At 46.8% G+C, this 25,492-nt stretch carries 19 protein-coding genes and 1 pseudogene; 18 read left to right on the top strand and 2 right to left on the bottom strand.

Annotation, left to right across the window (positions count from 1 at the left end; translation table 11 throughout):
- Nucleotides 1–104: 104 nt before the first annotated feature.
- Both NQ518_RS05695 and NQ518_RS05700 read right to left on the bottom strand, forming a co-directional pair.
- A pseudogene (locus NQ518_RS05695) lies at nt 105–1,052 on the bottom strand (DNA topoisomerase); the annotation flags it as partial.
- Between the two features lie 21 nt (nt 1,053–1,073).
- Nucleotides 1,074–2,465, bottom strand: a complete 1,392-nt coding sequence (locus NQ518_RS05700) for a DUF4099 domain-containing protein (RefSeq protein WP_227960529.1) — start codon at nt 2,463–2,465, stop codon at nt 1,074–1,076.
- Nucleotides 2,466–2,715: 250 nt separating this feature from the next.
- On the opposite strand from NQ518_RS05700, the gene NQ518_RS05705 reads away from it, so the two are divergent.
- The 18 genes from NQ518_RS05705 (at nt 2,716) to NQ518_RS05790 (ending at nt 25,355) form a co-directional block, all read left to right on the top strand.
- Nucleotides 2,716–3,138, top strand: coding sequence for a GPW/gp25 family protein (locus NQ518_RS05705; protein ID WP_028901269.1), 423 nt, complete (start codon nt 2,716–2,718; stop codon nt 3,136–3,138).
- 11 nt (nt 3,139–3,149) lie between these two features.
- A complete protein-coding gene (locus tag NQ518_RS05710) occupies nt 3,150–4,934 on the top strand; it encodes a hypothetical protein (RefSeq protein WP_227960527.1) in 1,785 nt (594 codons plus the stop codon).
- Nucleotides 4,931–7,381 carry an AAA family ATPase gene (locus tag NQ518_RS05715; protein WP_227960525.1) on the top strand — a complete coding sequence of 817 codons (2,451 nt, stop codon included), beginning with the start codon at nt 4,931–4,933 and terminating at the stop codon, nt 7,379–7,381. The genes NQ518_RS05710 and NQ518_RS05715 overlap by 4 nt, the downstream gene beginning before the upstream one ends.
- On the top strand, nt 7,360–8,292 hold the full coding sequence (locus NQ518_RS05720; RefSeq protein ID WP_227960523.1) for a hypothetical protein: 933 nt from the start codon (nt 7,360–7,362) through the stop codon (nt 8,290–8,292). Before NQ518_RS05715 ends, NQ518_RS05720 begins: the two co-directional genes overlap by 22 nt.
- A gap of 18 nt (nt 8,293–8,310) precedes the next feature.
- Nucleotides 8,311–9,201, top strand: coding sequence for a TssN family type VI secretion system protein (locus NQ518_RS05725; RefSeq protein WP_227207528.1), 891 nt, complete (start codon nt 8,311–8,313; stop codon nt 9,199–9,201).
- Complete coding sequence (locus NQ518_RS05730; protein WP_227960521.1) at nt 9,188–10,333, top strand: hypothetical protein; 1,146 nt, start codon at nt 9,188–9,190, stop codon at nt 10,331–10,333. Before NQ518_RS05725 ends, NQ518_RS05730 begins: the two co-directional genes overlap by 14 nt.
- Nucleotides 10,334–10,337: 4 nt before the next feature.
- Nucleotides 10,338–10,844: a hypothetical protein gene (locus tag NQ518_RS05735; protein WP_025072612.1), complete on the top strand. Its 507-nt coding sequence runs from the start codon at nt 10,338–10,340 to the stop codon at nt 10,842–10,844.
- On the top strand, nt 10,828–11,280 hold the full coding sequence (gene tssO / locus NQ518_RS05740) for a type VI secretion system TssO (protein WP_025072611.1): 453 nt from the start codon (nt 10,828–10,830) through the stop codon (nt 11,278–11,280). Before NQ518_RS05735 ends, tssO begins: the two co-directional genes overlap by 17 nt.
- Nucleotides 11,281–11,282: 2 nt before the next feature.
- Nucleotides 11,283–12,233, top strand: coding sequence for a PKD domain-containing protein (locus NQ518_RS05745; RefSeq protein ID WP_227960519.1), 951 nt, complete (start codon nt 11,283–11,285; stop codon nt 12,231–12,233).
- Nucleotides 12,230–14,548 carry a type VI secretion system protein TssR domain-containing protein gene (gene tssR / locus NQ518_RS05750; protein ID WP_227960517.1) on the top strand — a complete coding sequence of 773 codons (2,319 nt, stop codon included), beginning with the start codon at nt 12,230–12,232 and terminating at the stop codon, nt 14,546–14,548. Before NQ518_RS05745 ends, tssR begins: the two co-directional genes overlap by 4 nt.
- 3 nt (nt 14,549–14,551) lie before the next feature.
- Entirely contained in the window at nt 14,552–15,325 is a 774-nt protein-coding gene (locus tag NQ518_RS05755; protein ID WP_227960516.1) for a DUF5457 domain-containing protein, read from the top strand.
- Between the two features lie 285 nt (nt 15,326–15,610).
- Nucleotides 15,611–16,009 (top strand): type VI secretion system tube protein TssD, encoded by a 399-nt coding sequence (tssD, locus tag NQ518_RS05760; RefSeq protein WP_004357856.1) that lies wholly within the window; start codon nt 15,611–15,613, stop codon nt 16,007–16,009.
- 98 nt (nt 16,010–16,107) lie between these two features.
- On the top strand, nt 16,108–17,871 hold the full coding sequence (locus NQ518_RS05765; protein WP_227960514.1) for a type VI secretion system Vgr family protein: 1,764 nt from the start codon (nt 16,108–16,110) through the stop codon (nt 17,869–17,871).
- 10 nt (nt 17,872–17,881) lie between these two features.
- On the top strand, nt 17,882–19,267 hold the full coding sequence (locus NQ518_RS05770; RefSeq protein ID WP_227960512.1) for a hypothetical protein: 1,386 nt from the start codon (nt 17,882–17,884) through the stop codon (nt 19,265–19,267).
- Nucleotides 19,251–19,520 carry an immunity 17 family protein gene (locus NQ518_RS05775; protein ID WP_227960510.1) on the top strand — a complete coding sequence of 90 codons (270 nt, stop codon included), beginning with the start codon at nt 19,251–19,253 and terminating at the stop codon, nt 19,518–19,520. The genes NQ518_RS05770 and NQ518_RS05775 overlap by 17 nt, the downstream gene beginning before the upstream one ends.
- 7 nt (nt 19,521–19,527) lie before the next feature.
- Entirely contained in the window at nt 19,528–23,937 is a 4,410-nt protein-coding gene (locus NQ518_RS05780) for a DUF6531 domain-containing protein (protein ID WP_227960508.1), read from the top strand.
- Nucleotides 23,888–24,379 (top strand): SMI1/KNR4 family protein, encoded by a 492-nt coding sequence (locus NQ518_RS05785; RefSeq protein ID WP_227960506.1) that lies wholly within the window; start codon nt 23,888–23,890, stop codon nt 24,377–24,379. The genes NQ518_RS05780 and NQ518_RS05785 overlap by 50 nt, the downstream gene beginning before the upstream one ends.
- On the top strand, nt 24,306–25,355 hold the full coding sequence (locus tag NQ518_RS05790) for an RHS repeat domain-containing protein (RefSeq protein ID WP_227960504.1): 1,050 nt from the start codon (nt 24,306–24,308) through the stop codon (nt 25,353–25,355). Before NQ518_RS05785 ends, NQ518_RS05790 begins: the two co-directional genes overlap by 74 nt.
- Nucleotides 25,356–25,492 lie beyond the last annotated feature (137 nt).

Genomic DNA, 25,492 nt, shown 5'->3' on the forward strand with positions numbered 1-25,492 from the left:
AGAAAGGGGAAGAAACTCGCTCGTTATCAAGCCGTAACCCTTTTCTTCTTTATTCATTGTTATCTTCTTGATTATCTGAAAGATACAAAATTCTAAAATCTTTTGCGGGGATAGGTCGTGATCTTCTTCTCATAGAGGCTTTGGGCTATCGAGAGGGTCTTGTCTGCTGAAAAGCCGTGGCGTCTGTTGGCATCCTTCTGCAAGGCTGTAAGGTCGTACAAGAGTGGTGGCGCGGTATGCGTTACCTTTCTTGCGACCGATTCTAACGTAAGCTGGCTCTGACTGCGAAGTGTAGCGAGAGCAGCCTGTGCCGATGCTTCATTCTCATAGTCTTTACAGCCAACGGCTTTCAGCGATATGCCCTCTTTCTTCAAGAGAGCGGATAATTTCCAATAAGGTACGGAAGAAAAATCACGATTTTCTATGTACCGACGGCAGACCATAGCAAGAGTTGGGGTCTGTACCCGTCCCAAGGAATAGCCGCCTTTGCGGGCGATGGACAATGCACGGCTGGCATTGATACCCATGAGCCAGTCGGCTTCGCTTCTTGCCTTGGCTGAATAATAGAGATTGTCGTAATGGCTTCCCGGCTTAAGATTGGAAAGTCCTTCACGGATAGCTTTGTCCGTCAATGATGAAATCCAAAGACGGTCGAAAGGCTTTCTGCAACCAATATGTTGATAGATGTAGCGAAAGATGAGTTCACCCTCCCGCCCTGCATCAGTGGCTACGGTGATGCGGTCTGCTTCGTCAAAGCAGGAGCGGATCACTTTGAGCTGTTTAAGCGCTGCTGGATCGGATATATACTCCTTGTCCTTACGTACTTGCCGTACCGCTAACTGAAATGGATTGGGACGGATGGGCAGATCTTCGGCTTTGTAGGCAGAAAAGCCGTAGGCTTCAGGCATAGCAAGGGTAATAAGGTGTCCCATTGCCCATGTAACGAGATACCCACTTCCTTCTAAATATCCGTCCTGCTTGCTATTTGCCCCAACGATGCGGGCAATATCTCTGGCTACCGAGGGTTTCTCGGCAATAATACAAGTTGTCATAGTCGATAATAGAATTAAGGGTTACATCTTACGTCCACGGGACTTCTTTTGTTTATTCTCGTCCTGCTTTTGCTTCTGCTCGGAAGTAGGTTGTGTCTGTCCCGTCTTCAAGGGCTCTTTCACGTTCTTCGTGGCTTCATTGGTTTTGCCGTCATTATTGACCGCTACCTGTGTCTTGTGCTCTTCAGCTACGGCAACCACCTTTTCCTTACTGGTTTCCTGCTTCTTGTCAGGGTTCCACTTGTAGAAGCGTGGGCGGTTCTGCTTCTTGTCCATACGGACGTAGGCATTGAAGGACTTGCCCTCCTTATCGACCATGTTCTTCAAATAGACTGTGCGACCGCTATCCAAAGCTTCACGCTGTTTTTCTGATAGCTCCAATCCGCAGAGCTTATGCGGTGCGCCTTGCCGTTGCCCCTCTTTCAAGCCTTGCTTTTTGTCGAAGACAAACTCAATACCCTTTTTCTCGGCATTGACTTGAAGGGTAGCATTGAATGACTTACCGCTCTTGGCTGTCATGCCCTCCACCTTTACGGCTTTGCCTTCCACAAGATCTTTATATTGTGCATCGGAAAGCGTAACGCCCTTGATTTCCTTGGGAATGTTCACCCGGTCGGCACGCAGGGCGATGATATCATTAGTCTGTGGGTCAATCGATACATAAGCGGAAAACGGCTCTCCGTTCTTGGGCTTCACTTCGATAGTTTTTCCAAGGTTGCCCGTAGTGAGTAGTTGTTCTTTCTCTTCGGGCGAGAACTTGTAGCCCATATAGGGGAAGTCGAGCTGTGGCTCCTTGCGTAAAGGGTGGATAGCTAAGCCGACATTGCCGCTATCGTCCGTGCGGAAAGCAAGACGTGCTTCAGTGTAGATAGTTGTATCACCAATAGGTACGGCAATAGTAACAAGGTTACTCTTCTGCCAAGAAAGCATCTTTTCTAACTCTCCACTTTGTTCCAGTCGTTCACGGGTAAGACCGAGGTTGTCGAGTTGCTTCCAATCAATCTTCGACTCATCAATGACTGTGGCGTTCTTCTTTTTCGGCAGATAATCGTTAAAGGATACTCCAATCTCTGTCAGTTGCTGTTTGTTTTCGGGCTTATCACGGCTTTCCAGCATGGTGCGCAGGTTGTCCACGCTCTGCTCAACGTTGTTTGCCACTATCTTATACAGTCCGAAACGAGTCGGGTTATTGAACTGTTTGAGGAAGTTGGTCATGAAGTTTTTCAGAAGTCCGTCCTTGTTGTTGAACTTTAGGAACGCTGCTTGATTGGCAGCGATTGCCTCAGTTGTTTTAAGGTTTCCCTTGTCGTCGATACCCGATACTACGGAGAGTTTTCCCGCTTCCTTTTCGTTCTTCACTTCCGTGCGGTCTTCCAAGACAAGCACATAGTTGTCATTGTTGTTTGATTCCATAATTGTTTGTTATTGAGTGAATAAATTGCTATCAAGCAGCAAAAATATAGGTATATAAAGAAGGAGAAAAATTTTCGGGAAAAACGGGAAGCATAAGGGAAAAGAAGGAAAAACAACACTTCTTCCCTTTTATTCCACATAAAGGGAAGAAATATTATATTTTTGCGCATAAAAACTTGGTTATCTGGATGTAATGTATTATATTTGCAACTGCCCCATTGGGGATGAACTTAATAAACTAAAGTGCACAATGGATTATTTAAAGATTCCATTAGATTTGTCTGTCGCTTTGAAGGGGACTTTGGCGAGATGCTCCCCCGAAGAATCTATTGCGCAAAATATAATGCTGTTAATCGTGTCACATCCCGGAGAAATTTTCGGGAAATATGAATATGGATCGATTATTTGGGAGTTGGAATTCAATCAACTGGTTAAAGTCAGAGATTGGGAAGAAACGGTAAGAAATTCCCTCGTGCAATCAATCACGGCTTATGAGCGACGGCTAAAAGATGTTCGTGTGGATGTGCATCTTTCTGAGATAGAGGAGGACCTGTTGGGAAAGAATCCCAATATTCGCCGTCAAGCCAGTATTACGGTTCATGCCCAAATAGAATCAACAGACATTCCTTTTGTTTTTAACACTTTGGTTTATATCAGTCCTTTATCTCAATAAATCTTTGTATCATGGCGACAGATAAGAATTTTACACGAATAAAAGAGAGGGTTTTAGACTATGCCATGTCTTTGTGGGAGATTGATGATGCAAGATTGATAGACCCTGTGGTTGATTTGCTGCTGGATGTCGTCGCTTATGAGTTTTACAAGTTGCACCAAGAGATCGAGAAGTCCGATGCCCAAATATTAAACCGTCTTGCCAGAATACTGATTCCGCAAATATGGTCGCTCCCATTCCCTGCCCACGGATTGCTGACAGTACATCCTCTGTCTGGCGACAATTCCGCAGTATTGGGAACAGAAGACCAATTCTATGCGCGCAAGGTAGCTTTAGGCAAGGATGATATGCCTTTCTATTTCACCCCTTTGGTGGAAGAGCCGTTATTTGACATAAGAATTCCATTTCTGGCATACGGAACAGAACTTCAATATAATATCCGTAAACGAACGGAACATATAGAACTTCTGCCATCCACTCATCGCATCGCAGATTTCACGTTGTGGATAGGTCTGTCCATCCCGGATTCTCAGTTGGGAAAAATCGCGACACTGCCTATTTGTGTTTTGCCGGAAGACAGGTCTTTACTCCCTTTCATCCAGAATGTCAAGGCTTATGATGACCAAGGTCGTGAATTAAAGACAGCTCCTCATCTGTTGAAACAATCTCACGAAGAGGAACATTATTTTGAAGAAATATCGACCTATTATCAACAAGCATACATAGACTTAAATCTACCTGTAGATCCCGCAGCAAAGACGATAAAAGAGATTTTTCCGAGTGCTCTGTCTGAATTAGACCAGATTGAGGGAAATGAAAATGCGGTTTGGATTCGTTTGTCATTTCCTGAGGTCTTCAACAGAGAGGAACTGAGGAACATCAAGATTCTTTTTAACACCTTTCCTGTCGTGAACAGGCAATTGGTCTTGGTAAATCATAGTTTCAGGACACATGGGAGAATAGTTTCATTGCCCTGCTCACATAACGCTTCATTGCTGAACATACACAAATTTGAGGACAATAATGGTTGTGTGTTTCGCAATAGGCTTTCCTTGTATCAGAAAGAGGTCAAAGGTGTCTATAGTTTGTATTTCGGGAATCTGGAGCGTTTCGACAGTGACAATGCCCAGAGTGAGATCAGCAAGGTTCTGCGGTTAATCCGAGAGGAAGGAAATGCTTTTGCCTCCCTTGACACAGACAGCCTTTCCTCCGAGCTAAAAGTCCTGCAAGAAAAATTGGACGCTACTGAAAAGAGCATAGATCGTCAAAACTTCAAAGGGAACAAGAACAAGGCTTTTCTTTTAACTGTTCCGCACAAAGAAAGTCATTTTGCAGAATTGAAATACTGGCAAACCCAAGGAGAAAGTGCCAATGGCATCAATCAGAGAAATCTTGTTCAACAGTTGGACATGGATAAATTTGACCCGTCCAGTATTAGATTCCAAACATCAACGGTGGAAGGCAGGTTGCATACGGACGACCAAGAGCTCATCAATAGTTTGCGGTACGGCTTATTATGTAATAACCGCATTGTTTCTGAAGAGGACGTTAAGAGTTATATATACCACCGTCTGGGTTCAATGGTGAATGGGGTTGACATCAAGGACGGCATTTGCATATCCAACGGTTCACTTCAAGGAATAGTCCGGACTACGGATGTCAGCATACACCTGTCATCTGAAATAAAAAAAGTGGACTCCAAAATGAACCAATTAGATTTTTTGGCGAACACACTTGCCGAGGAAATGCAAAAGAAATCCATTAGTCATAGTACCTATAAAATTAAGTTTATATGATGGAAAGAAACATAAGCAATAGTGTGCAATCCGCCATGCGCTTGTCAGCATCTATGGCAAACGCGGACAACCATACAAGCTACGGTATTTCCCATCTGGTGCTTGCTTTGCTTTCAGAAGGGACTGGGACAGGATTGTCCAATATACTGAGCTCAATGAACAAGGACGTCGGCTATATTCATGAATGGTTTGACGTGCGTCGTGAGATGTACGTGTCAGAGGAGCATGAAGGTGATGGTATTGTCGCAGACAGCCAAGTGACCCTTGTGCTTGAGGAAGCGGAACGCTCAAAGATAAAGTTGGGCTCCGACAGCATAGACGCTTTATGTGTATTTACAGCGATTATTCGCCAAGGTGTTGTTTTCTCGGACAGTCAAATTGAGTCCTTGTCCGTTTCTGAGGATGATGTCCTTTCTTTCTTCAATGCACAAGCGGTTAATCATTTTTATCAAGGAGAGGAGAATAAGCTCTTGGCAAGTTTCCCTTTCGCGTATAATCTAAAAGAAGAGGCATATATCCTTCGAGGAAGGATTGTTTTGGGACGTGAGAAAGAAGTACGTACTATCTTGGAAGGCTTAGAGCGTTGTGCCAATAAAGCTATAATGCTTATAGGAGATTCCGGTGTAGGCAAAACGGCTATTATTCATTCTCTGGTAAAGGAGGTCTGCGAGAACCACGACGAGTTGATTTCTCAAATCAAACTTATCGGCTTACACACAGCAAAGCTGTTGGCTTCTTCCGGCAATGAAACAGAGCTAGCCCAGAAAATCTCCTATTTTCTTGGAAAATTGGATGAAATGGAGGGACAAACCGTTTTGCTGATAGACGACCTGCAAATGTTGTTGGAGTTTGGTGGGCAAACAAAATCGACAACCCTCATCAACATATTCAACTCCCAAATTAGCGACGGTTCAACAAGTATTGTATTCACGATTACTCCAGATGCATTCAGAAAGCATATCGAAAAAAACAGTATAGAGAGCAAATTGGATATTTTGGATATTTCGGAACTGGACAAGTTCACTGTTCTAAGCATGCTAAGGGAGCATTCCAACCGGATGGAAGAACACTATAGTCTTTCCATAAGCGACAACGCCACGCAGGAGTCGCTGACATTATCTTCTCGATATTTTAAAGAGAAGAAACAGCCCGCCGCAGCAATAGACCTGTTGGACGCGACTGCTGCCGCAGTACGCTTGAGCAACAAAAATTCCCTAAACGAGTTGGATGTGTTCCTTTCCAAGTTTGAATCCCTCAAACAGGAGGATCCAAACCGTCAGCAACAGGATTTACGTCTTTTTTCTAATAGTCTGAGATCGAAAATCAGCGTAGTGCTGATCTCTAAGCTCCCTAATGGCATCAGTTTTTCAGAAGGTACTTTGGAAGAAGAACTGGCGAAAACGTCTGAGACTCTCCGGAACCTGTCCGTCTTAGCTGAGAATGGCATTCCGCGCGTTTCTCCAAGTGAGGTCGAAGCGGTTGTCGCGGAGATGACCGGGATTCCCTTGGGAAAGATTCAAGCCCAAGAAAAGGACCGGCTGTTAGGAATTGAGAGTCGTCTGGAGGAAAGGGTCAAAGGGCAAAATAAAGCAATCACAACGCTCTCGGACGCCATCATAGAGTCCAGAAGCGGACTCAGTGACCCTCGCAAGCCCATAGGTTCCTTCTTTTTCTTAGGTCCGACAGGTACAGGAAAAACTGAACTTGCCAAATCACTCGCCGAATTGCTTTTTGACGACGAGAACGCCATGATAAGGTTTGACATGTCCGAGTTCAAGGAGGAACATTCAGCAGCTTTGCTTTATGGTGCGCCTCCAGGATATGTAGGATATGAAGAAGGTGGCTTGCTGGTGACAAAGATCCGCCAAAAGCCCTATTCTGTCATTCTTTTTGATGAAATTGAGAAAGCGCACTCAAGTGTATATGATGTCTTCCTGCAAATCATGGACGAAGGAAAGATACACGACAAGTTAGGGCGCGAAGGGGATTTTTCAAACGCCATCATCATATTCACCTCAAACATTGCAAGCAGTTGGATTGCAGAACAGTTCAATCAAGGAATCACACCAGACTCAAAACATTTGACAGAAGTCATGTCCCAGCATTTCAGACCAGAATTTTTGGGACGCCTAACAGAAGTCGTACCGTTTGCACCCATTAACGAAACGGTAGCCCAGTCTATTTTCCGCTTGCACTTCTCTCGTTTGCAACAGCAATTGCAAGAGCAAAAGAACATTCACATACAGATCACTGACGAAGCCTTGCGTTTCCTGTCAGCCAAGGGATACTCTCCCCAGTACGGGGCACGCCCCATCGCTGGCGTCGTACGCACTTATCTTAAAAAGAGCATATCTCGCTTAATTGTTTCCGAGGGTATCAAGGAAGGAGACAGTGTCAAAGTTTATTACCGAGACAACGGTTTGGAATGGAAAAGACTGGATATATAAGTAAGGAGGAAAGGTTGGCACTCTTCCGCAGAAGTGAGTCAAGCAATCTTCTGGCGGAAGTGTTCCTCGATGAGTTGCAATTTATCTTGGGTGAGGATATCCTTGAACAAGTGGTTGTGGCAAATCAAGGCATGAATCCTCGTGTAAAGTCCAAGGACATCCTTGATATAAAGTTGCGCCACGTTTATGCCTTGGGAGAGTTGGTAGAGTTGGTTCTAGCACGTAACAGCATCTATCACCAGCTTCCCGAAAGCCTCTTCCATCCATTGACTCTGAGTAAGCCAAATATGTCCCAGAGAGAATTGATAGAGGCTATCAGGCAAAATCGCAGAAAGGAGAAAGAAGCCCTACACTTTTTTGCCCCTTTTGATACAGCTTTTTTCAAAGAACGGGTACGGATTCACAGGCGCTATCTGAATTTCTTTTCGGAAAAAGACGAGCATCCCATAAGAAAGGCATTGACGAAATACATTCTATATGACAATAAGACACTTACACCGGACGAATGCCAGCGCCTTTTCTTCTTTGCAGGGAAGTCAGATGCATCCAAGGAGAACCTCTCGGAGATAGACATTCTCCTTCACGAGATTTTAAACTTGGATGTGAAATTACAATTTAAGTCATGCAAGGTGGAGAATTTGCCATATCCCGTACTCGGAAAGACCCAGCTTGGTCTTGACGCAGGTCTGGATGGAGTTATACAGTCCGAAATAGAGGATGTCGAGGGCATAATCCACTATCACGATAGCGTCCCCGCAATGAAGGAAGTACAAAAGCACATTGAGTCCGTCAAGTATGTATTGGGCTTCTTTATTTTGTCAGCGAGGAAAACTAACATCAAGTTCACGCTTGACGGGACTATGGATTTTATCTTGGGAAACAACCGTTTGGGATATGACACCCAACTATAAATTAAAATAAGTGCAATTATGGAAGTTTTGATCACATATTTTCTTAAATATCTCCTGGCACCCTTTCTGGTGGCCGCCATTCTATTGATAATGAATGGAATCAAGGCAATAAAGAAGCGGTTGAAATTTAAAAATGTAATCGTATATATCTTAATAACAGGACTGCTTTTGGGAATACCCGGTTGCCTGTCCATCCTCAAAGATGAATTCGTTTGGGGAGGTGTATTCATTGTCAACGTCCTGTACCTTTTCTTGGGGTGCTTGTTCGCCTATACGATGAACAACAATGTGGCAAGGAAGATAGGTGTTGACGGCAACATGGTGTCCCAGGTTCTTGTCATGCTGATTTGTGGGTTACTTGGAGGATGGATACATTTTCTGCTTTTTGAGAAATTGGGCGGAATGCCGTATGCCCCTTGGTCCATGCTGTCCGTCATTTGGTACACCTTGCCTTTTTTGACACTACTTAGCCTTAGGGCTTTCCACAAGATTCCGCCTCCTTTATATGAGCTGTGGTCTTTCGGTCAGAGTGGGTTCAACAGGAATCAATGGGATAATACGGATAATTTTCAAGCTATTCCTGTCAAAGTCCGAATAAAAAGGAGACAGGAAGACGAGGAATATGCCTCTCTGACCGTCCGCCTTCAGGACAACATAAGCCTAGGGGACTGGTTCAACTGGCTGGTGGAAGATCAGAACAGGCGTTCTCCGATGCACCAGATAGATGTCAATGATTCAAGTGTGAATGCCGGGTGGATTTTCTATACGACACGATGGATCAATTACCCATTGTTCATCAGGGTGCTGAATCCAGAACAGGACAGAAAGGAAAATGCAATAAGAAAGAACCAGATCATATACATAAAACGAATTATCGTTGAAGAATCAAAAGCACATGAAACAGATTAAATACCTTCCAATCAACTGGAGCAATGGACTGAAATTGTCCGGGCAGCACTTCATTGATGCCCACCTTCACATGGTAGAGTGTTTTCAACATCTCAGGGCAGAGCATGTCACAGAATACAATTACGGCATTGGTATGCCTTTGGAGCACCATTCATCTTCTGTATCAGTAGAGGTTGTCGGAGCAGGGGCAGAGAGCTCAACCATCAGGCTCAACCATTGCAATGCCATTACACTGGGTGGCAGCACCATCGTTTTTGAACCAGAACTTTATGGCAGTTTCTCTCCGGAATTAACGCTTTCCGATCTTGGAAAAGATGCAGCTGACGGTGGCGTTTATATAGCGGTAACAGCTTCTTACGATCGTCTCATTCCTGTCGGTTATCCAGACCCGAACGAGATACCGCTTCGCCACCCCCATCTGCTTCCTGAGATTCGGATAACCGCCGTCCCAGTGCAGTCCGGCAACGAACATTTCCTAAACAAGGATTTTGTCATCATAGGAAAAGGCTTGCTTGAAGGTCGTGGATTTGTTTTGGATGACGAGTACATCCCACCTGTACAGAGGTTGGTCTATAGCCAGAAGTTAAGGACATCTTTGAATGGCACCATTGTCCATCTGAATCATATGGAGGATTGCATTGGTCAAATTTACCAAAAGAACGTAGATGACAGCCGAAGGAGTACTTTGACATCCAACGTATTTACTCTATGTCGGGCAATAGACGAGTATTACGCACACCAGTTCTTCCAAATTGAGAACATACTCATCGAAGAGCCGCCAATCCGCTATCTCCAAAGCATCAATATTCTGGCTCGTTCCATCTTCAACGCATTAAGGACAATCCCCAATAAGGAGTACGAATATATGCTGCAGTATTTCTATGAATGGACAGAAATCAGTCCGTCAAGTTTTGAGACAACTGTCGGAGATGTCCTTTCTTTGAAATACAACCACTTGGACATTGCAAAAACCAACCGTGTCGTCCAGAAGTTTGTGACCACACTTGACACTATCATCAAGAAAATGAGTGAGCTGGATTACATTGGCTTAATTCGTGAGAATATCATTATCAGTGATGACAGCAATGTCGAGCAGGAGAAAACCCAAAAGACGTGGCGTTTCATAGATTAGGCTTATGGAAATCAAGAATAAAGAAGATAGAAGAAGAACGATCCGGCAGTTCTGTCTGGTATTCTTCCTGTTGTTAACCGTCATGTTCGTGGCGGGAGCCGTCACGCTGGTGACAGCACAAAAAGGAGCCGCCCTCTTGGAAGAGAAAAAAGCCGCCTACGAACGGACCATTCAAAAGCAGGCAGAGATCAATTTCCAATTGGAGCATATCTTCAAGGATTTGCACAATCTCAGGACGCAACCGCGAACCATCAACGAATACAAGCAAATGCAGAAAATCATCACGGAGCAAAGGATGATGATGGAGCAAGAAATTGTGTCCCTTTCTCCGGAAGAGCAGGAACGCTATGTCATATTCTCTCAGATACTGGAGGTAGTCAAGAAGACACAGGAGACATTGGACGCCTCTGACGCGGAAAGCCGCAAGAGAGTGTATAACATGGATCAGCTTGAGAAGTGCAGGCAAAAGTATCAAGAACAAACCCGTCTAAAAAATGAAAAGAACCAATGACGAGCAGGCGTGGACGAATTTTCGTTTCACCCTGTTGCTAATCTTTTTTACAGTCGTAGTGTTTACATGCTTGTGTAAATATATTTTTCGAATACCTGAAGTAGAGAGTGACCATTATATCTCAGACATCAAGGAGACCGAGCGTCTTTTTGACGAGCAGAAAAAATGCGCTGAGCAGGTTAAGGAAATCGGGAACAAGATTGACTCTTTGGATTTTAGCGTCCAACAAGTTCAGCGGCTGGATGAAATCAAAGAAGAAATGTTTCTGCTACAAAACATCTACCAGAAACACAACAACAGTTCAAAATATCTTTTTGGCACTCACTCGTTTCGCATTGTCAAGGAATATTTTGATGTTAAGGAGGAGTTTTCCGCCACGACGGAAAACAACAAGGTGATAGTGCAGTATTTGGAGGAGTGCAAAGCAAATTTATAGTTATGACGGAACGACAAAAGATCCTATCGGTGTTTTTAGGCATACTGGTGCTTGGCGGCATCATCCTGATAATAGGGTTCCCCTTCCGTACGGTGAAGGGTGACGTAGACTTCAATATCCATGACAGCAACAACAATTTCCATTACGAGATTGGAGAGGTGCTGGAATTTACCGTAAACGAGCCGGAACGTGTCAAGGGGAAGTCAATTCTCTGGCAAATGGGTAACGGTGATTCCATCAGCAACAAGATGGTCGCCAAGTATGCTTACCCAAAGTCAGGCAAGTATCTGGTGACACTAAAGGTTGACGGTCATACAGTAGCCAACCGCTACATACAGGTTGTGTCAGGCATAGAGGCGGCAGCAATCGACTCCGTGCCAAGGATCCATGCCGTATCCGAGGGATACCAGGGGGAGGAACTCACCTTTTCCGCGGATGGGGTCGGTGTGGACACATGGATGTGGGAGTTTGGTGAGACGGGGACAGTTGATGCTTATGAGCAGCAAGTGACATACACTTACGAAACACCCGGGAATTATGTTGTACGCCTACAGACCAATACTACGAAATATCCAATAGAACACAGGATTAAGATTTTACCGAAATTTGAAAAAGTAGAGGAAACTATAACCGAACCACCTGTAGATTCGCTGGGATTAGCCCAAGACGACATTCGTAGGAGGCTACAGATTATAGCCAATCTTTCCGTAAGGGACAACAGGGCTTACAAAGAACAGGTCAACCATATTCGCGACACTTATTTCTGTACGCCGTCAAGCCAAGTCGTCGTAATCGTCAATGGGGATAAATATAATGACTTTTCAGGGTATTGCCAAGGCTTGCACTTCTTGGAAAGCAGTCCCAATAGGCGAATTAAAATCCAAGAAGTAAAAATCGACAACCAGAATTGTGTGAGAACAATTCAAGTAACACAAAGCGTAGCAGACAAATGAAAAAGAAGATAGCCTTTATTACATTCCTTTTTGTGGGTTGTTTCCCCCTTTTCTCATTTGGACAGGTTTCCACTTATCAAGCGACACAAAGAATCAAGGGGAAAACATTCAACTTTTATCCCGATTCCAAGGCTCCCTCTCGCTTGCGGAATAATCACGATGCGAGAATTGTCTTTTCAGACAGGAACTCCAATAAGGCATTCTCTACCGCCTATGGACAGCATCCATTGGGGGAGTACAAGGTTGGCGAGGCTTTTTATGTCATAGGCGAAAAAAACGGATTTTATCAGCTGGTCAAAGCCGACCCGAAGTTGCTTGGCAGACCAAAAGGTTTGTTTGGCTGGCTCTATTCCCCCAAAAATCATTTTTCAGACAAAGCGAAAGTTTCCTATGTCGGATGGATGCCGAAGAACAACCTGCTGTACTATGACCACGCCTATGTGTCCCCGACCAACAACAGGGCTGTCCGTTATAGTGTAGGTGTCAATCGAATAGAACGGTTGTACAACTTGCGCCGATACTTGAATGGGGACAGTCTGATTCTTTTCTCTGATCCTTTTCTAAAGACACCATGTCCCTATAAAATCCATACGGGACAATCCGTATATGCGTATAAACGGGACGACGTACACAAGACGGTCTTAATCTCCGATTGCCCCCAGCTTTCTACTGACAGCACTCATTTTATGGGATGGGTTTCTATGGATATGATAACCGCCGTCGGGCAGAACGAGGTTTACAGGATCATGCCCGATGCCCAGCACCTTGCTTGCACCAGCATCATTGGGAATGACACCATGTCCGTACACTCCGCTGACTTTCAAAGCCGTTATCTGTTTGACGCGGGGAGCTTGTCCCTTCAATCGTCTTCAAGCAGGAATGTTAGTTTCGACTCCCTGCATTCGGTTTGGTTGCCCGTTTCGGTATGGGACGGCAAGGCAAATAAGTTCATCAATGTGAAAGGTGGGTATACCTATGTTTCGGATGTCCAGAGGATGAAGAACGGTCAGAAACAGATGAACATTCATGTCTTTTTCTTCGCACAGGACAAACATGAGGTCGGGAAACTCATCAGTGCATTACAAAATGTGGCACTCCGAATGTCTCCGAACCGGAAATATGCTTTTTCCGCGACAATGATTTCAGAATTGGGGAACCAATATCTACCCCTTACCGACAGTCTGGTGCAATGGCTGGATTTTATCCTGTCCCCGCCCCATGTGACCAGGAATAAGGATGCAGGGGTGAAGGATGCCTTTAGGAATTTAGTCCTTCAGACACGAAATGACTGTTTCGAAGATAATCTCTTGTTCCTCTTTGGCAAGAGTCAGGACATATCCATTGATTCACATTTGCACCAGCAATTGGCTTCCCGGTCTTTCTCCATGACTTTCTTCCAACTCTCCAGTGACAACAGAGAGGCAAGTCAGGACTTTCTCTTAACGGCAAAAGAAGCTTTGGATAAAAATATTGTGGAATACTCACAATACATCCAGAACTATATAGTTAACCCCTTCCTGCTCAAGCCTTCTCTGTTTTTTGATTACGGGACTGATGCAAACGTTTATCTGTTGGAAACACCCAAAAGCAGCCTTGCCACTGGTGGAATAGTCTTTCCCCTTGCAGGACAAAAAATATCCAACGCTACCGTGGAATTGGTATTGGACACTTTGTTCTCGCAGATTCCCCGACGAGACGAGTTACTGTTGAGCAGTCTGGAACGTTACGAGAATAGGTTGGGTGTACTTAGGAGCAAGCCTTCATGGCTAATAAGATATGTGCATCAATATGCGGAGACTCCAACCCCTTCCATTGACAACATAGACCGAAACTCTGTGTCTGACGTGTACTATATTCCTGCTTTAATGCCAGACTCGACTTTGAGCCATTTCCAAAAAGGATACGTATTCTCTAAAAATGAGATTTCAGGCTTCCTGCAATCCTTCAGGGATTTATTTCCCGTTTTTTCAGAGGGCTTGGGCAAGCGTGAACTGAAGCTATTGCGTTCTCTCTACAGGCAAGAGCGTAAGAATATCAATAAGAGAAACCTCAGAAAGGTACTGTCTTCAGAATCTTCCCTTGCGGAGTTGTTCTACCATAAGACGGGAGTTCATGTAAATGACTCACTGTTTTACCACCTTTCTCCCTCCCGACTTAAACGGAATGAAGCTGTGTTCAAAGACTGGGAGATACTATATGACTTATCCCTGCGCAAATTGCAAAAAATGGAGGAGGATTATGTCGAGGCAAAGTTGGAGGAGGTGCTTGTCGGAAATGATGTTTATTACTTTATACCTCAAACTCTAATACCATAAGGAATGAAGAATGTCAATGAATTAGAGGAAAGGGTGCTGGAAATTCTATACCAAAAGAGTATATCCTCACCGCTCTGGATCACCGAAAGTGAAATCTATTGGAGTATCCCGGACATGAATGTAACGGAGAGAGACGTGCGGGAAGCCTTGGATCGCCTTGTTTACCAGCGCAGGGTTATGAAGAAGGTGGGGAAATATCAAATAGAGAAAGTCGAATTTCTTGCCATCAAGGAAAGGCTTGACTCTCCTGTCTCCTTGGGATTATCTGAAAGCGTAGGGCAAAACAACAATGTGGAAAAAGAAAGTGGGGAAAAACCCTGTTCCCGCCCCTCTGTCCGAGAATGGAATGTTCAAGGGCTTGTCAGTCTCTTGGTATGCTTGTCTTGTGTAATCTTCGGTTTTCTTTTGTGCTTGTTACTCATGAATCACAAACAGGATCAACCATTCTCTTTCCCGGAACTTCAGCTTCCCCAGAACCAGCTGCAAGTATCTGACCGTTCCGTTTTTTTGTCGTCCAAGAAAGAAAACCAAACCAAAAATCTGCGAAAGATAGAGACAGAGTTTACGGAACAGCAGAAAGTCAACCGCCTGCTGAATCTGCAAGCAGACAGTGTGAGAATGTCCGTTGAAAGACTGAGGGCTTATGTTTCAGAAACGAACAACAAGCAAAATGCCCGTCTTCAGGAAGAAAGAGATTTGATACTTACAGTTTCTCTTCTCCTTGTCGGACTACTTGTCATATTGGTTATTGCCTTGCTGGTCAGGAAGAAAGAATGAACGGGCAAGAAAAATATATCCGATTTTCCTGCAATCCTCTGCTGATTTGTTAAATAATGTAATTGTAAGAAAATACTCGGTTAAAAATTTGGAGATATGAAAAGTAAATCATATATTTGCCCATGATATAGGACTTGCGTTTGTTTTCTTCTCTTTCTTCCGCATAACCAAGTCAATGGAGAATGGGAAATTTTCAAACAAGAGTTTGGAGGTTTCTTTTTTGCTTTAATACGTATGTTGAGCGAAATTGACCTTTTATGTTCAACTTTTTAATTTTACAAAATTATGGGATCATTCCGTGCATCACTGGAGTTGGGAGGAAAAGAATTTGACGTCCTCTTCTCAAATTATGAGTTCTCTCGCTCAACAGACAGTAAGGGTAAGCCTTCTTCAAGTATTACCGGAGGACGAGTTGTCGTTACCATTGAGTCCACAGAGGACACCTCTACCATCGAAGCTATGCTGAATAGCCAGTTCAAACCCGTTGAAGGAAAAATCATCTACAAGAAGACGGATGAGGACGCCAAGATGAAAGAGGTTGAATTCAAGAACGCCTATATTGTGCATTATAAGGAAACCTTGGATGTAAACAATGACGTTCCGATGACCATTACTATGACTTTTGCGGCAGAGCACATCACCGTGGGTGCTGCAGAACATGACAATCGTTGGCCTAAGGCTTAATTTGCCTTGCCAACATTTCTTTTCTCCATCATCCGGCAGATACAACTCTGATTGGGTGATGGAGAATGTTGCTTTTACTCATCAAAAAAAATGCATGTATGGATTTTTTGCCAAACAAACCGGTGGCAATTTGTATTGGTGGTGTTGAGTTGTCTTCGTTCAAGTCCCTTCGTCTGAACCAGTCAATTAACGAACACCATTATTTTGAAATGCTTCTTGACTATGAAGTCGGTGAAGTGTTTCAGGCAGCCACACTCACCAAATCCGCTGACTGGCTGGGAAAATCAATAGCCATAACTATTGGTGAGAGGAACTTTTACGGTCTTGTGGCACAGGTGGGCTTGCACAAGTCCGAGGGATATACTTTCCTGAAAGTCTCAGGCTTCTCCACAACCTACCGTTTGGAGGGCGATTTGCACTTTGCGTCTTGGAATGAGAAGACTTTGGCGGACATTGTCGGAGAACTGGCAGAAAAGTCCAATGTGCAGGCATTGGTGAAACCGGAAAGGAGCGCAAAATTGGAATATGAATGCCAATATCAGGAGAGCAATTTCGCATTCATACAAAGACTGGCGAGGCAGCATTTTGAATGGCTCTATTATGATGGAGAGAAATTGATTTTCGGCAAGCCGGAATTACCTCCCTCCATCACGCTGGACTCCAAGAGGGATTTGAACTCCTTGGACATCTGCATCCAGACCGGAGCCCGCGCCCTTTCCTCCTTCGCCCATCTGTCGGGAAGCAACAATACGCTGAAATCCTCGTCCCCGGACGAGCCGACGGGACTGAACAAGCTCGGGCAGCACGCTTTTCAGGAATCCATCAAGATGTTTGGTCCTCCCGCCAATCATTATGCCACCTCCCGTGTCACGAACAAAGGAGAGTTGGACACCTATCTTCAGAAGAAACAGCAATCAGACGCCTCCATGTCCCACTTTATCACGGCGGAGAGCGACTATGTAGGTCTGATGTTGGGCAGTGTCGTGGACATAAAAAGCACCGTTCAAGTGGCAGGCGTTTCCTACAAGGAAGAGTTGCTGGGAGCTTACCTTATTACTGAGATAGTCCACTTCGCGGAGGGTGATGGAGGCTATTCCTGCCAATTCACTGCGATTCCTGCATCTGTAAAGTCATTGCCGACCCCTGACGTCCCCCTTCCCATTGCCCAGCCACAGATGGCGACCGTCATCAGCAATGATGACCCCAAGAAACAGGGACGTGTCCAAGTGAGGATGAACTGGCAGATAAACGGCATGAAAACCTCGTGGGTGCGCGTGCTCTCACCGGATGCGGGAGGCAGCGAAAAAGTGTCCTCCAACAGAGGATTTGTCTTTATCCCGGAAGTCGGCGACCAAGTCATGGTTGCCTTCCGTTACAATGACCCCAACAGACCCTATATACAAGGAAGCCTGTTCAATGGAACCAATGGAGGCGGGGGCGGAGCCGACAACAACGTGAAGAGCCTGACCACGAGAAGCGGGGTCGCCGTCACGCTGGATGACAGTAAGGGAAGTGTGCTTATAAAGGATAAGGCAGGAAATTCATATGCTGCCGATGGTGCGGGAAATATAAAAATAGAATCTTCCCAAACCATAACATTTACATGCAAGGATTCTTCCATTACCTTGAAAGAAGATGGCAACATCCTGTTAGACGGGAAAATCCTGACATTGAACGGGAAGGACTCCATTTCATTGAATTCAAAAGCCATTGACTCTACCGCCGCAGAGACAAACACGATGAACGGAAATGACGTTACCGTTCAGGGCAATGTAACCGCCACTTTGTCAGGAACTTCCAAGACGGATGTTGATTCCATGGGAATAACATCCGTTTCCGGAACGCTTGTAAAACTTAACTAAGTGTCATACGATGAGCAATGCCATTCAACAGATTGCCGAACGGATGCTTTGTCAATGGGAGGAAGCCGTATCCAAGAAAGAGGTAAAGGTTGTCCGTATCATTATAAAAAACGGGGATGAGACCATGCTAAGTGCGTTCTATGACTATTTGCTGGCCATAGACATCGCCACGGATGAGTTCGTGTTTCTCTTCCAACTGCCTTTTATTGATACGGACTCATTCTCCCGTGATATTGTAACTTATCTGGAAAAGGAGATTAAGGTATGGAATGAGGCGCAAAAGCCACAGGGCTTCTCTGCTGAACGGATAGAATGGACGCCTGACTACACGCTTGCGGACGGGGACAACCCCGCTTTATTGGCGATACGGAACTTGTCAATTTTTGCAGACCATTTGCTGGGAAATGAAAAGTTCAAATGCAACTTCATTCTCCACCCAGACAACGATTTTCCCCAAAAAGATTTTTGCGAATGGCTGGAAAAAGCCTTGCAGGTCAAATCATGGTCAAACAAAATGACGCTAACCTTCGGAGACAGTTTTCATGATGGCGACATCTCCGAGTTGTCCGATCGGTTCCCTGAGGAAATTTCCGTAATCACTCCGGATATAGACATGGATGGTGCCATGGAACGACTGGCGGAGCAGGCACTGCTGGAAAATCAAGGTGATGATGTTACGGAGGATGAGTATCGCCTGAACTTGGTAAAACTCATCAACAGCGTCAAGAAGCGCCAAGCCGACGAAACACAGCGGTTGGCAAAAAGATGCTTCGATCTGGCTCTCACAAAGGTCAGGAAGGATCTTAATTGGATTGGACAATTCGTGACATTGTATCTTATCCTGCTGAACGACCAGCTTGGCTACGGGAACGAGACCGAGGCTTTGTATTTTGCGGACAAGGCGATAGATGCCGCTGGGAAAGGGATAGGAAAGTTGGATGACACTTTGTCCTACCGTCTGCTTGCCAACGCGCAGCTCAGCAAGGCAGCCATATACATAGGCATGCGTGATTGGCGAAATGCCTGTCCCCTGTATCAGGAAGGTTCCGTATCCTATCATCAGTGCGCGGATTATTTCATGCAGATGGAGTCGCTTCGCATGTGCGGCTATTGTCAGGAGAAACAATCCCTACAACGGGAGGCAGCCAACTCATACCATCAGGCGTATTTGCTGAACAGTCAGCTCAGCCTTGACGTACTGAGGAAATCAACCTTTCCCCTCATAGCATTGTCGCTGTACCAAAGCCCCTGCCGCGAAGAGTTTATATCCGACATTGAGTTCGAGAAACGCATGAAAGAGATTTTTGGCGCTGAATGGCAAGATTTTTTATTCATGTACCAGCAACAAATGAAAGCCCCTCCACAAATCCCGTCAGATTATGGAACAATTGAATGATTTTTTCGGCAAGTTGTTTGCCTACTTCCGGGAACATCCGCAATACGGGCTTCTCGTGGCAATCCTCCTTGTAATCCTGTATCTCATAGGGGTGATTTTTGACTGGAAATGGACGCTGCTGCCGAGCGGGAACAGCGACTTTACGCAAATGTGGATTGACCTGTTTGGCAGGAATGTCGTCCGGTTCGTGAAGGGTGTCCTCGCCGTCCTCCTGCTTCTTGCCTTAGTTTACCTGTACTACCATTATAAATAATCCGCCTATGTCTTCGTCTTCCATCTCCCACGGTTACTTTGAAAGCGTCAGTACCCAGTTGTCCCTGAGTGTGGGCTCCTCGTTTGAGGGTGTTGCTGGCAATTCCTCCGCCAACGCCTCACAGGGCATCTCTGCGGGCGTGAGCGCCGTGGATACGGGCATGAAGGCGGGCATGGCACTGGCTGGAACCTTTGACGCAGGCATGGAGTCCGCCTACGTTCCCGCACTGGCGGGTCTTGGACTCAAGGGCATGGCGTGCCTCCCCATCAGCAAGCAGCTGGACCCGGTTCTGGGCATAGACTGCCACATCATGATACCTGGCGGTCCCCTTCCCAATCCCTATATTGGCTTGCTGATTAACCCGGCGGACTTTATCACGGCAGCCATTGCCTCCGTCCTTCCACCACCCCCTCCCATGCCGGAAGAAGGCGGCGGTGGTGATGCCGACGGTGCCAAGATGGCGGGAATAGCCCATACCGTTGCCACCATTGTCATCGGTATGATGGGGGCTACCGTCAAAATCGGCAACTTCATTCCTCGTGCCGTTGCAGGGACATTCACCCGAAATATATTCCATTTCCCCATCGGAGGAGCATTTGCCCTTCCCCCGATGAACAAGGGGCACGCTTTCATGGGCAGCCTGAACGTGCTGGCGGACGGCGACCCGCTCTCCGGCGGCGGAGCGCACCTGCACATGGACTGCTGGGACATCGGAATACCGACTCCGCACATCATCAAGAAAGACAAGGAGTATTTCGCCCTTTTCATGCCTACGGGAATCATCATCCCCATTCCCTGGTCCAGACCCGTACTGACCAACCCCGTTCCGATTCCGCTTAATCCCGTGGATGTTGTAAAGAAAAAGCTGATGGGTGCATTCGGACGCTTTTATAAGAGAAAGACGGAAAGGCTGGCGAGAAAGCTGCATGCCAAGATTGATGCAAACAAGAAGATTGGCTCGGCGAGTCTTAAGGGCATGCTCCACAAGGCGCTGTGTACCGTTACGGGACATCCTGTCGATGTGGCGAGCGGGACATTCTTCACCGATGAGGAGGACTTTTTCCTGACAGGTGTCATACCGCTTTCATGGGAGCGCACATGGTACAGCAAGAGCGACTACAAGGGACCATTGGGCAATGGCTGGCATCATTCCTATGACATGGGACTGATTGTGGACGAGGAAACACTGACCTTCCGAATGAATGACGGTCGCCCCGTCGTCATACCCCTGCCGACGAAGCAACAGCCCTCCCTTGTCAAAAGTGAGAGAATGGAAGCCCGCTTTGGTGAGGATGGAAGGTATTATATCTGGGACATCGGCGAAGACCTGTTCTACCACTTTACCGACACCTCCTATGAGGATGTACGCCTGCTGAGCCGCATCAGCGACATCAACGGCTTTGAGATCCTGTTCAGATACGACCACAGGGGGCATCTGCAGGAGATAACCGACAGTGCGGGACGCCGCCTAAGAGTGGAGAATGACCCGAGGGGACGCATCATCGCCATCTTCGCGCCGGACCCCGCCTCCCGCAGGGAAGAGGAGTTCCAGATTGCCTCCTACCGCTATGACAGCCTCGGGAACCTCATTGAGCAAAAAAATGCCGAGAGAGAGGTCATGTCCTATGCATACTCCGGTTTCCTCTTGGTCGAGGAGACATGGCGCAACGGGGTGAAGTGGCACTTTGAATACGACGGTTCCGAAATAGGCTCGCGCTGCGTACACACATGGGGTACGCATGGGATCTACGACCACAAGCTGAGTTTTTTTGACGGCTATACCGAGGTACTGGACAGCCATGACCGGAAAACGACCTACTACTATAAGGACGGCAAGGTATATCTCAAGAAAGACCCCACAGGGGCGGAATACCGCACACGCCATGGGGACGACAACCTGATTCTCTCCGAACAGGATCCCCTGGGCAACAGTCACCTGTACGGCTATGATGAGTTCGGCAACCGTACGGAGAGCAGCGACCCGGAAGGCGGGACGGTATCGGTGACCTATCTAAGAAAAGGAAATCTCAGAAACCGACCGCTGGAGATGCAGACTCCGGATGGAGGAATATGGTCCTTCGCCTACGACAGGAAAGGAAATGTCGTTGAGCGCAGGAATCCGAAGGGAGCAGTCACCAAGCTGGCGTACAAGGACGGACTGCCGGCGGAAATCACCGATGCTTTCGGCGTAAGGACGGCACTGACCTACGACGGCAGCCATAACCTCACGGAGGCGTCCGACAGCAGGGGAAACATCACGCGCTTCCGCTATGACAGGCTGGGGCGCTGCACGGAAATCACCAATCCCAAGGGAGCCTGCCAGAAACGCCGCTACGATCTCGTGGGGCGCATCGTGGAGGTGGAGGACTTCGACGGCAACCACATCCGGCTGACCTACGACGGCATCGACAATCTCCTTGCCTACAAGGACGACCATCAGGAGGTGGAGTACGGCTATGAGGGGATGTGGAAGCTCACGCGCCGGAAGGATGCCCGTGGCGTCATCTGTTTCCTGCATGACCGTGAGGAGAGGCTGCTCGAAATTATCAACGAGAAGGGCGAGCACTATGCCTTTGCCATGGACGCCGCGGGAAACGTACTGCAGGAGGAGGGGTTCGACGGTGGCGTGAGGAAATATGTCCGTGACCGTGCGGGTCGTGTCATCAAGGAAACGCTTCCCAGCGGCAAGTTCAAGGAGTACGAGTACGACAGGTGCGGACGGGTTACGTGCGTTACCCACGATTACGACAAGGCGGAAGAGCAGACTTACGACTACTATGCCTCCGGACGGCTGGCGGAAGCCAGGAATGAACACGCTATAGTCAGTTTCCGCTACGACAACATGGGGTTGCCCGTGGAGGAGCGGAGCAATGAACACGTTATCAAACGTACCTATGACAAGTCTGGACAGATAGCCACGCTTACGAGCTCCCTTGGCGCTGACCTTACCTACGAGCGCAATGAGTTCGGGGAACTGACCTGCTTCTCGGCAGGACAGTCGGAAGCCCCGGGTCGCTTTGAGAGCAGGCACGAGTATGACAGCCTTGGCTTTGAGCTGGAGCGCATGCTCCCCGGTGGCGTAACGCAGAGCTTTGCCTATGACGACATCGGCAGGCTCATCGACAGCAAGACCCGTCAGTCATCCAAGGTGCGCAGAGAACGCAAATACCATTGGGACAGTGCCGACAGGCTGCTCAAGACGGAGGACAACCGCTTTGGCACCACCACCTATGAGTACAGCCCCACCGGGCATCTGCAAAAGGCGGTCTATGCCGATGGCAGGGAGGAGTACCGTCTTTCGGACAAGGCGGGCAACCTCTTTGACGACCCTGACAGAAAGCTGCGCAAGTACCTCCGAGGAGGAAAGCTGGAGCAGTCGGGGGAATGGCGCTTTGTCTATGACAGGGACGGACAGCTCGTAGAGAAATACAAGGGTTCTGGCAAATGGTGGGACAGCAAGTCCGAACGCTGGCGGTATATCTGGAATCAGAATGGAACGCTGAAGGAGGTCAGACCTCCCGGAGGGGAAGATTTTGCCTTTGATGCCCTGTTCACCTATGATGCCCTCGGAAGGCGCCTGAGCAAGGATGCCATTGGCATCACCTGCTGGCTGTGGAACGGCAACGTGCCCCTGCACGAGTGGACACCCAATCGGAGGCGCAATGAGCAAGGAGAGATAGAAGAATACCAAAAGGACCTCAGGACATGGCTCTTTGAGGAGGAGAGTTTCGTGCCCTTGGCTCTGTTCCAGGACGGCAAGGCATACTCCATCGTGACCGACCATCTTGGTACGCCCGTGGAGGCGTACAACGAGCAGGGCGAGGAAGTGTGGTACCGCAGGCTTGACATGAACGGGAAGGTCATCGAGGAGCGGTCCATACTCTATACTTCCTACAAGGACTACGTCAAGATACCGTTCCTTTTCCAAGGACAGTACTATGACGAAGAAATCAAACTGGCATACAACAGGTTCAGATATTATGACCCTGAACTTGGAAGGTATATCTCGGAAGATCCTATACGCTTCGCCAGCGGAGCAACGGCTCTACATAGCTATGTTGAGGATTCTAATACTTGGACTGATACATTTGGCTTACGAGCTGGAAATACTTCTTTCTTACCGTCGGAACTTCATCCAGGAACAATCTCTGCAAAAAATCCAGGAGGAATATATAGAATTCCTGCAAGTGGAAATTATCATGATGACAAAGTTGCGTTGTACGCAAAAGCAGGTTTATCAGAACCTTTTAGTCCAGATTACATTGCACATCATATTAGTTACGATCCTGACACAAATTCAATGGAAATGCAACTTGTTCGAAGCGAAAGCCATCAGAAATTATCACATAGAGGAGGTGTTAAAGATTATGAAGAGCAAACTGGAAAAAAATACAAACGAAATAGTTATGCTAAATAATTCATTTATAGATAAAATTACCAATAAGAAGGTAATCGGGAGAAAAATATCGTATGAGAACATTGTTCTGTTTTTTTGCGAATGGGAATTCCCGGGAAAAGATGAATACATGGAGTTTTTATTACAATTTAATGGATTATTTTTCCCAGATGGGTTAATCCTTAAAAGTGATTTAGATGTCGAGTTGGAAGTTGAAACCTTATACGACGTCAATGGTAGGCTTGAACGTTATTGGGATATTGCAAAGAAAAACCCTGACCTACCAGATGACTTTACAACAAGACATATACCGATAGGAAATGATGCAGCAGGAAATCAATATTGGGTTGATTTATTTTCGGGCAAAATTTTATTCTTTGAAACAGAGTATGATTTCCCAGAAGGTTTACATGTTGTCTCTGACTGCTTTTGCACATTTTACTCGAATTTACGCCCTATGTAATGAAGGTTGTGTTTTTGGGGGAATCGTTTTGATCAAAGAGGCCATTGATTCCTACTATGTAAGGATGGTACTGACCTACGACGGCATCGACAATCTCCTCACCTACAAGGACGACCATCAGGAGGTGGAATACGGCTATGAGGGGATGTGGAAGCTCACACGCCGGAAGGATGCTCGTGGCGTCATCTGTTTCCTGCATGACCGTGAGGAGAGGCTGCTCGAAATTATCAACGAGAAGGGCGAGCACTACGCCTTTGGCATGGACGCCGCGGGAAACGTACTGCAGGAGGAGGGGTTCGACGGCGGCGTGAGGAAATATGTCCGTGACCGTGCGGGGCGTGTCATCAAGGAAACGCTTCCCAGCGGCAAGTTCAAGGAGTACGAGTACGACAGGTGCGGACGGGTCACGCGCGTTACCCATGACTACAACAAGACGGAAGAGCATATCTACGGCTACTATGCCTCCGGACGGCTGGCGGAAGCCAGAAATGAACACGCCATAGTCAGTTTCCGCTACGACAATATGGGCCTTCCCGTGGAGGAGCGGAGTAATGAACACGTTATCAAACGTACCTATGACAAGGCAGGACAGATAGCCACGCTTACGAGCTCCCTTGACGCCGACCTTACCCACGAGCGCAATGAGTTCGGGGAACTGACCTGCTTCTCGGCAGGACAGGCGGAAGTCCCGGGTCGCTTTGAGAGCAGGCACGAGTATGACAGTCCGGGTTTTGAGCTGGGGCGTATGCTCCCCGGTGGCGTAACGCAGAGCTTTGCCTATGACGACATCGGCAGGCTCATCGACAGCAAGACCCGCCAGTCATCCAAGGTGCGCAGGGAGCGTAAATACCATTGGGGCAGTGCCGACAGGCTGCTTAAGACGGAGGACAACCGCTTTGGCACCACCACCTATGAGTACAGCCCCACCGGGCATCTGCAAAAGGGCGGTCTATTCTGCTTAATTATACCTACTTAATATTATGACTATATGGTGTAACACCGTTGAGTATCAATATTTTTACCGAGAAACAACAAAAAGTTCTATTTTTCTTTGGCAATCACAATCAAAAAGCTTATATTTGCGAGCAGCCTAACAACTTGAAAGATAAAACA

The sequence above is a fragment of the Hoylesella buccalis ATCC 35310 genome, assembly GCF_025151385.1.
Taxonomy (GTDB): domain Bacteria; phylum Bacteroidota; class Bacteroidia; order Bacteroidales; family Bacteroidaceae; genus Prevotella; species Prevotella buccalis.

What these genes read in the sequence shown, in the direction of transcription:
- NQ518_RS05700 (WP_227960529.1), bottom strand. Translation starts at nt 2,465, where the DNA reads ATGGAATCAAACAACAATGACAACTATGTGCTTGTCTTGGAAGACCGC.
- NQ518_RS05705 (WP_028901269.1), top strand. Translation starts at nt 2,716, where the DNA reads ATGGATTATTTAAAGATTCCATTAGATTTGTCTGTCGCTTTGAAGGGG.
- NQ518_RS05710 (WP_227960527.1), top strand. Translation starts at nt 3,150, where the DNA reads ATGGCGACAGATAAGAATTTTACACGAATAAAAGAGAGGGTTTTAGAC.
- NQ518_RS05715 (WP_227960525.1), top strand. Translation starts at nt 4,931, where the DNA reads ATGATGGAAAGAAACATAAGCAATAGTGTGCAATCCGCCATGCGCTTG.
- NQ518_RS05720 (WP_227960523.1), top strand. Translation starts at nt 7,360, where the DNA reads ATGGAAAAGACTGGATATATAAGTAAGGAGGAAAGGTTGGCACTCTTC.
- NQ518_RS05725 (WP_227207528.1), top strand. Translation starts at nt 8,311, where the DNA reads ATGGAAGTTTTGATCACATATTTTCTTAAATATCTCCTGGCACCCTTT.
- NQ518_RS05730 (WP_227960521.1), top strand. Translation starts at nt 9,188, where the DNA reads ATGAAACAGATTAAATACCTTCCAATCAACTGGAGCAATGGACTGAAA.
- NQ518_RS05735 (WP_025072612.1), top strand. Translation starts at nt 10,338, where the DNA reads ATGGAAATCAAGAATAAAGAAGATAGAAGAAGAACGATCCGGCAGTTC.
- tssO (WP_025072611.1), top strand. Translation starts at nt 10,828, where the DNA reads ATGAAAAGAACCAATGACGAGCAGGCGTGGACGAATTTTCGTTTCACC.
- NQ518_RS05745 (WP_227960519.1), top strand. Translation starts at nt 11,283, where the DNA reads ATGACGGAACGACAAAAGATCCTATCGGTGTTTTTAGGCATACTGGTG.
- tssR (WP_227960517.1), top strand. Translation starts at nt 12,230, where the DNA reads ATGAAAAAGAAGATAGCCTTTATTACATTCCTTTTTGTGGGTTGTTTC.
- NQ518_RS05755 (WP_227960516.1), top strand. Translation starts at nt 14,552, where the DNA reads ATGAAGAATGTCAATGAATTAGAGGAAAGGGTGCTGGAAATTCTATAC.
- tssD (WP_004357856.1), top strand. Translation starts at nt 15,611, where the DNA reads ATGGGATCATTCCGTGCATCACTGGAGTTGGGAGGAAAAGAATTTGAC.
- NQ518_RS05765 (WP_227960514.1), top strand. Translation starts at nt 16,108, where the DNA reads ATGGATTTTTTGCCAAACAAACCGGTGGCAATTTGTATTGGTGGTGTT.
- NQ518_RS05770 (WP_227960512.1), top strand. Translation starts at nt 17,882, where the DNA reads ATGAGCAATGCCATTCAACAGATTGCCGAACGGATGCTTTGTCAATGG.
- NQ518_RS05775 (WP_227960510.1), top strand. Translation starts at nt 19,251, where the DNA reads ATGGAACAATTGAATGATTTTTTCGGCAAGTTGTTTGCCTACTTCCGG.
- NQ518_RS05780 (WP_227960508.1), top strand. Translation starts at nt 19,528, where the DNA reads ATGTCTTCGTCTTCCATCTCCCACGGTTACTTTGAAAGCGTCAGTACC.
- NQ518_RS05785 (WP_227960506.1), top strand. Translation starts at nt 23,888, where the DNA reads ATGAAGAGCAAACTGGAAAAAAATACAAACGAAATAGTTATGCTAAAT.
- NQ518_RS05790 (WP_227960504.1), top strand. Translation starts at nt 24,306, where the DNA reads ATGATTTCCCAGAAGGTTTACATGTTGTCTCTGACTGCTTTTGCACAT.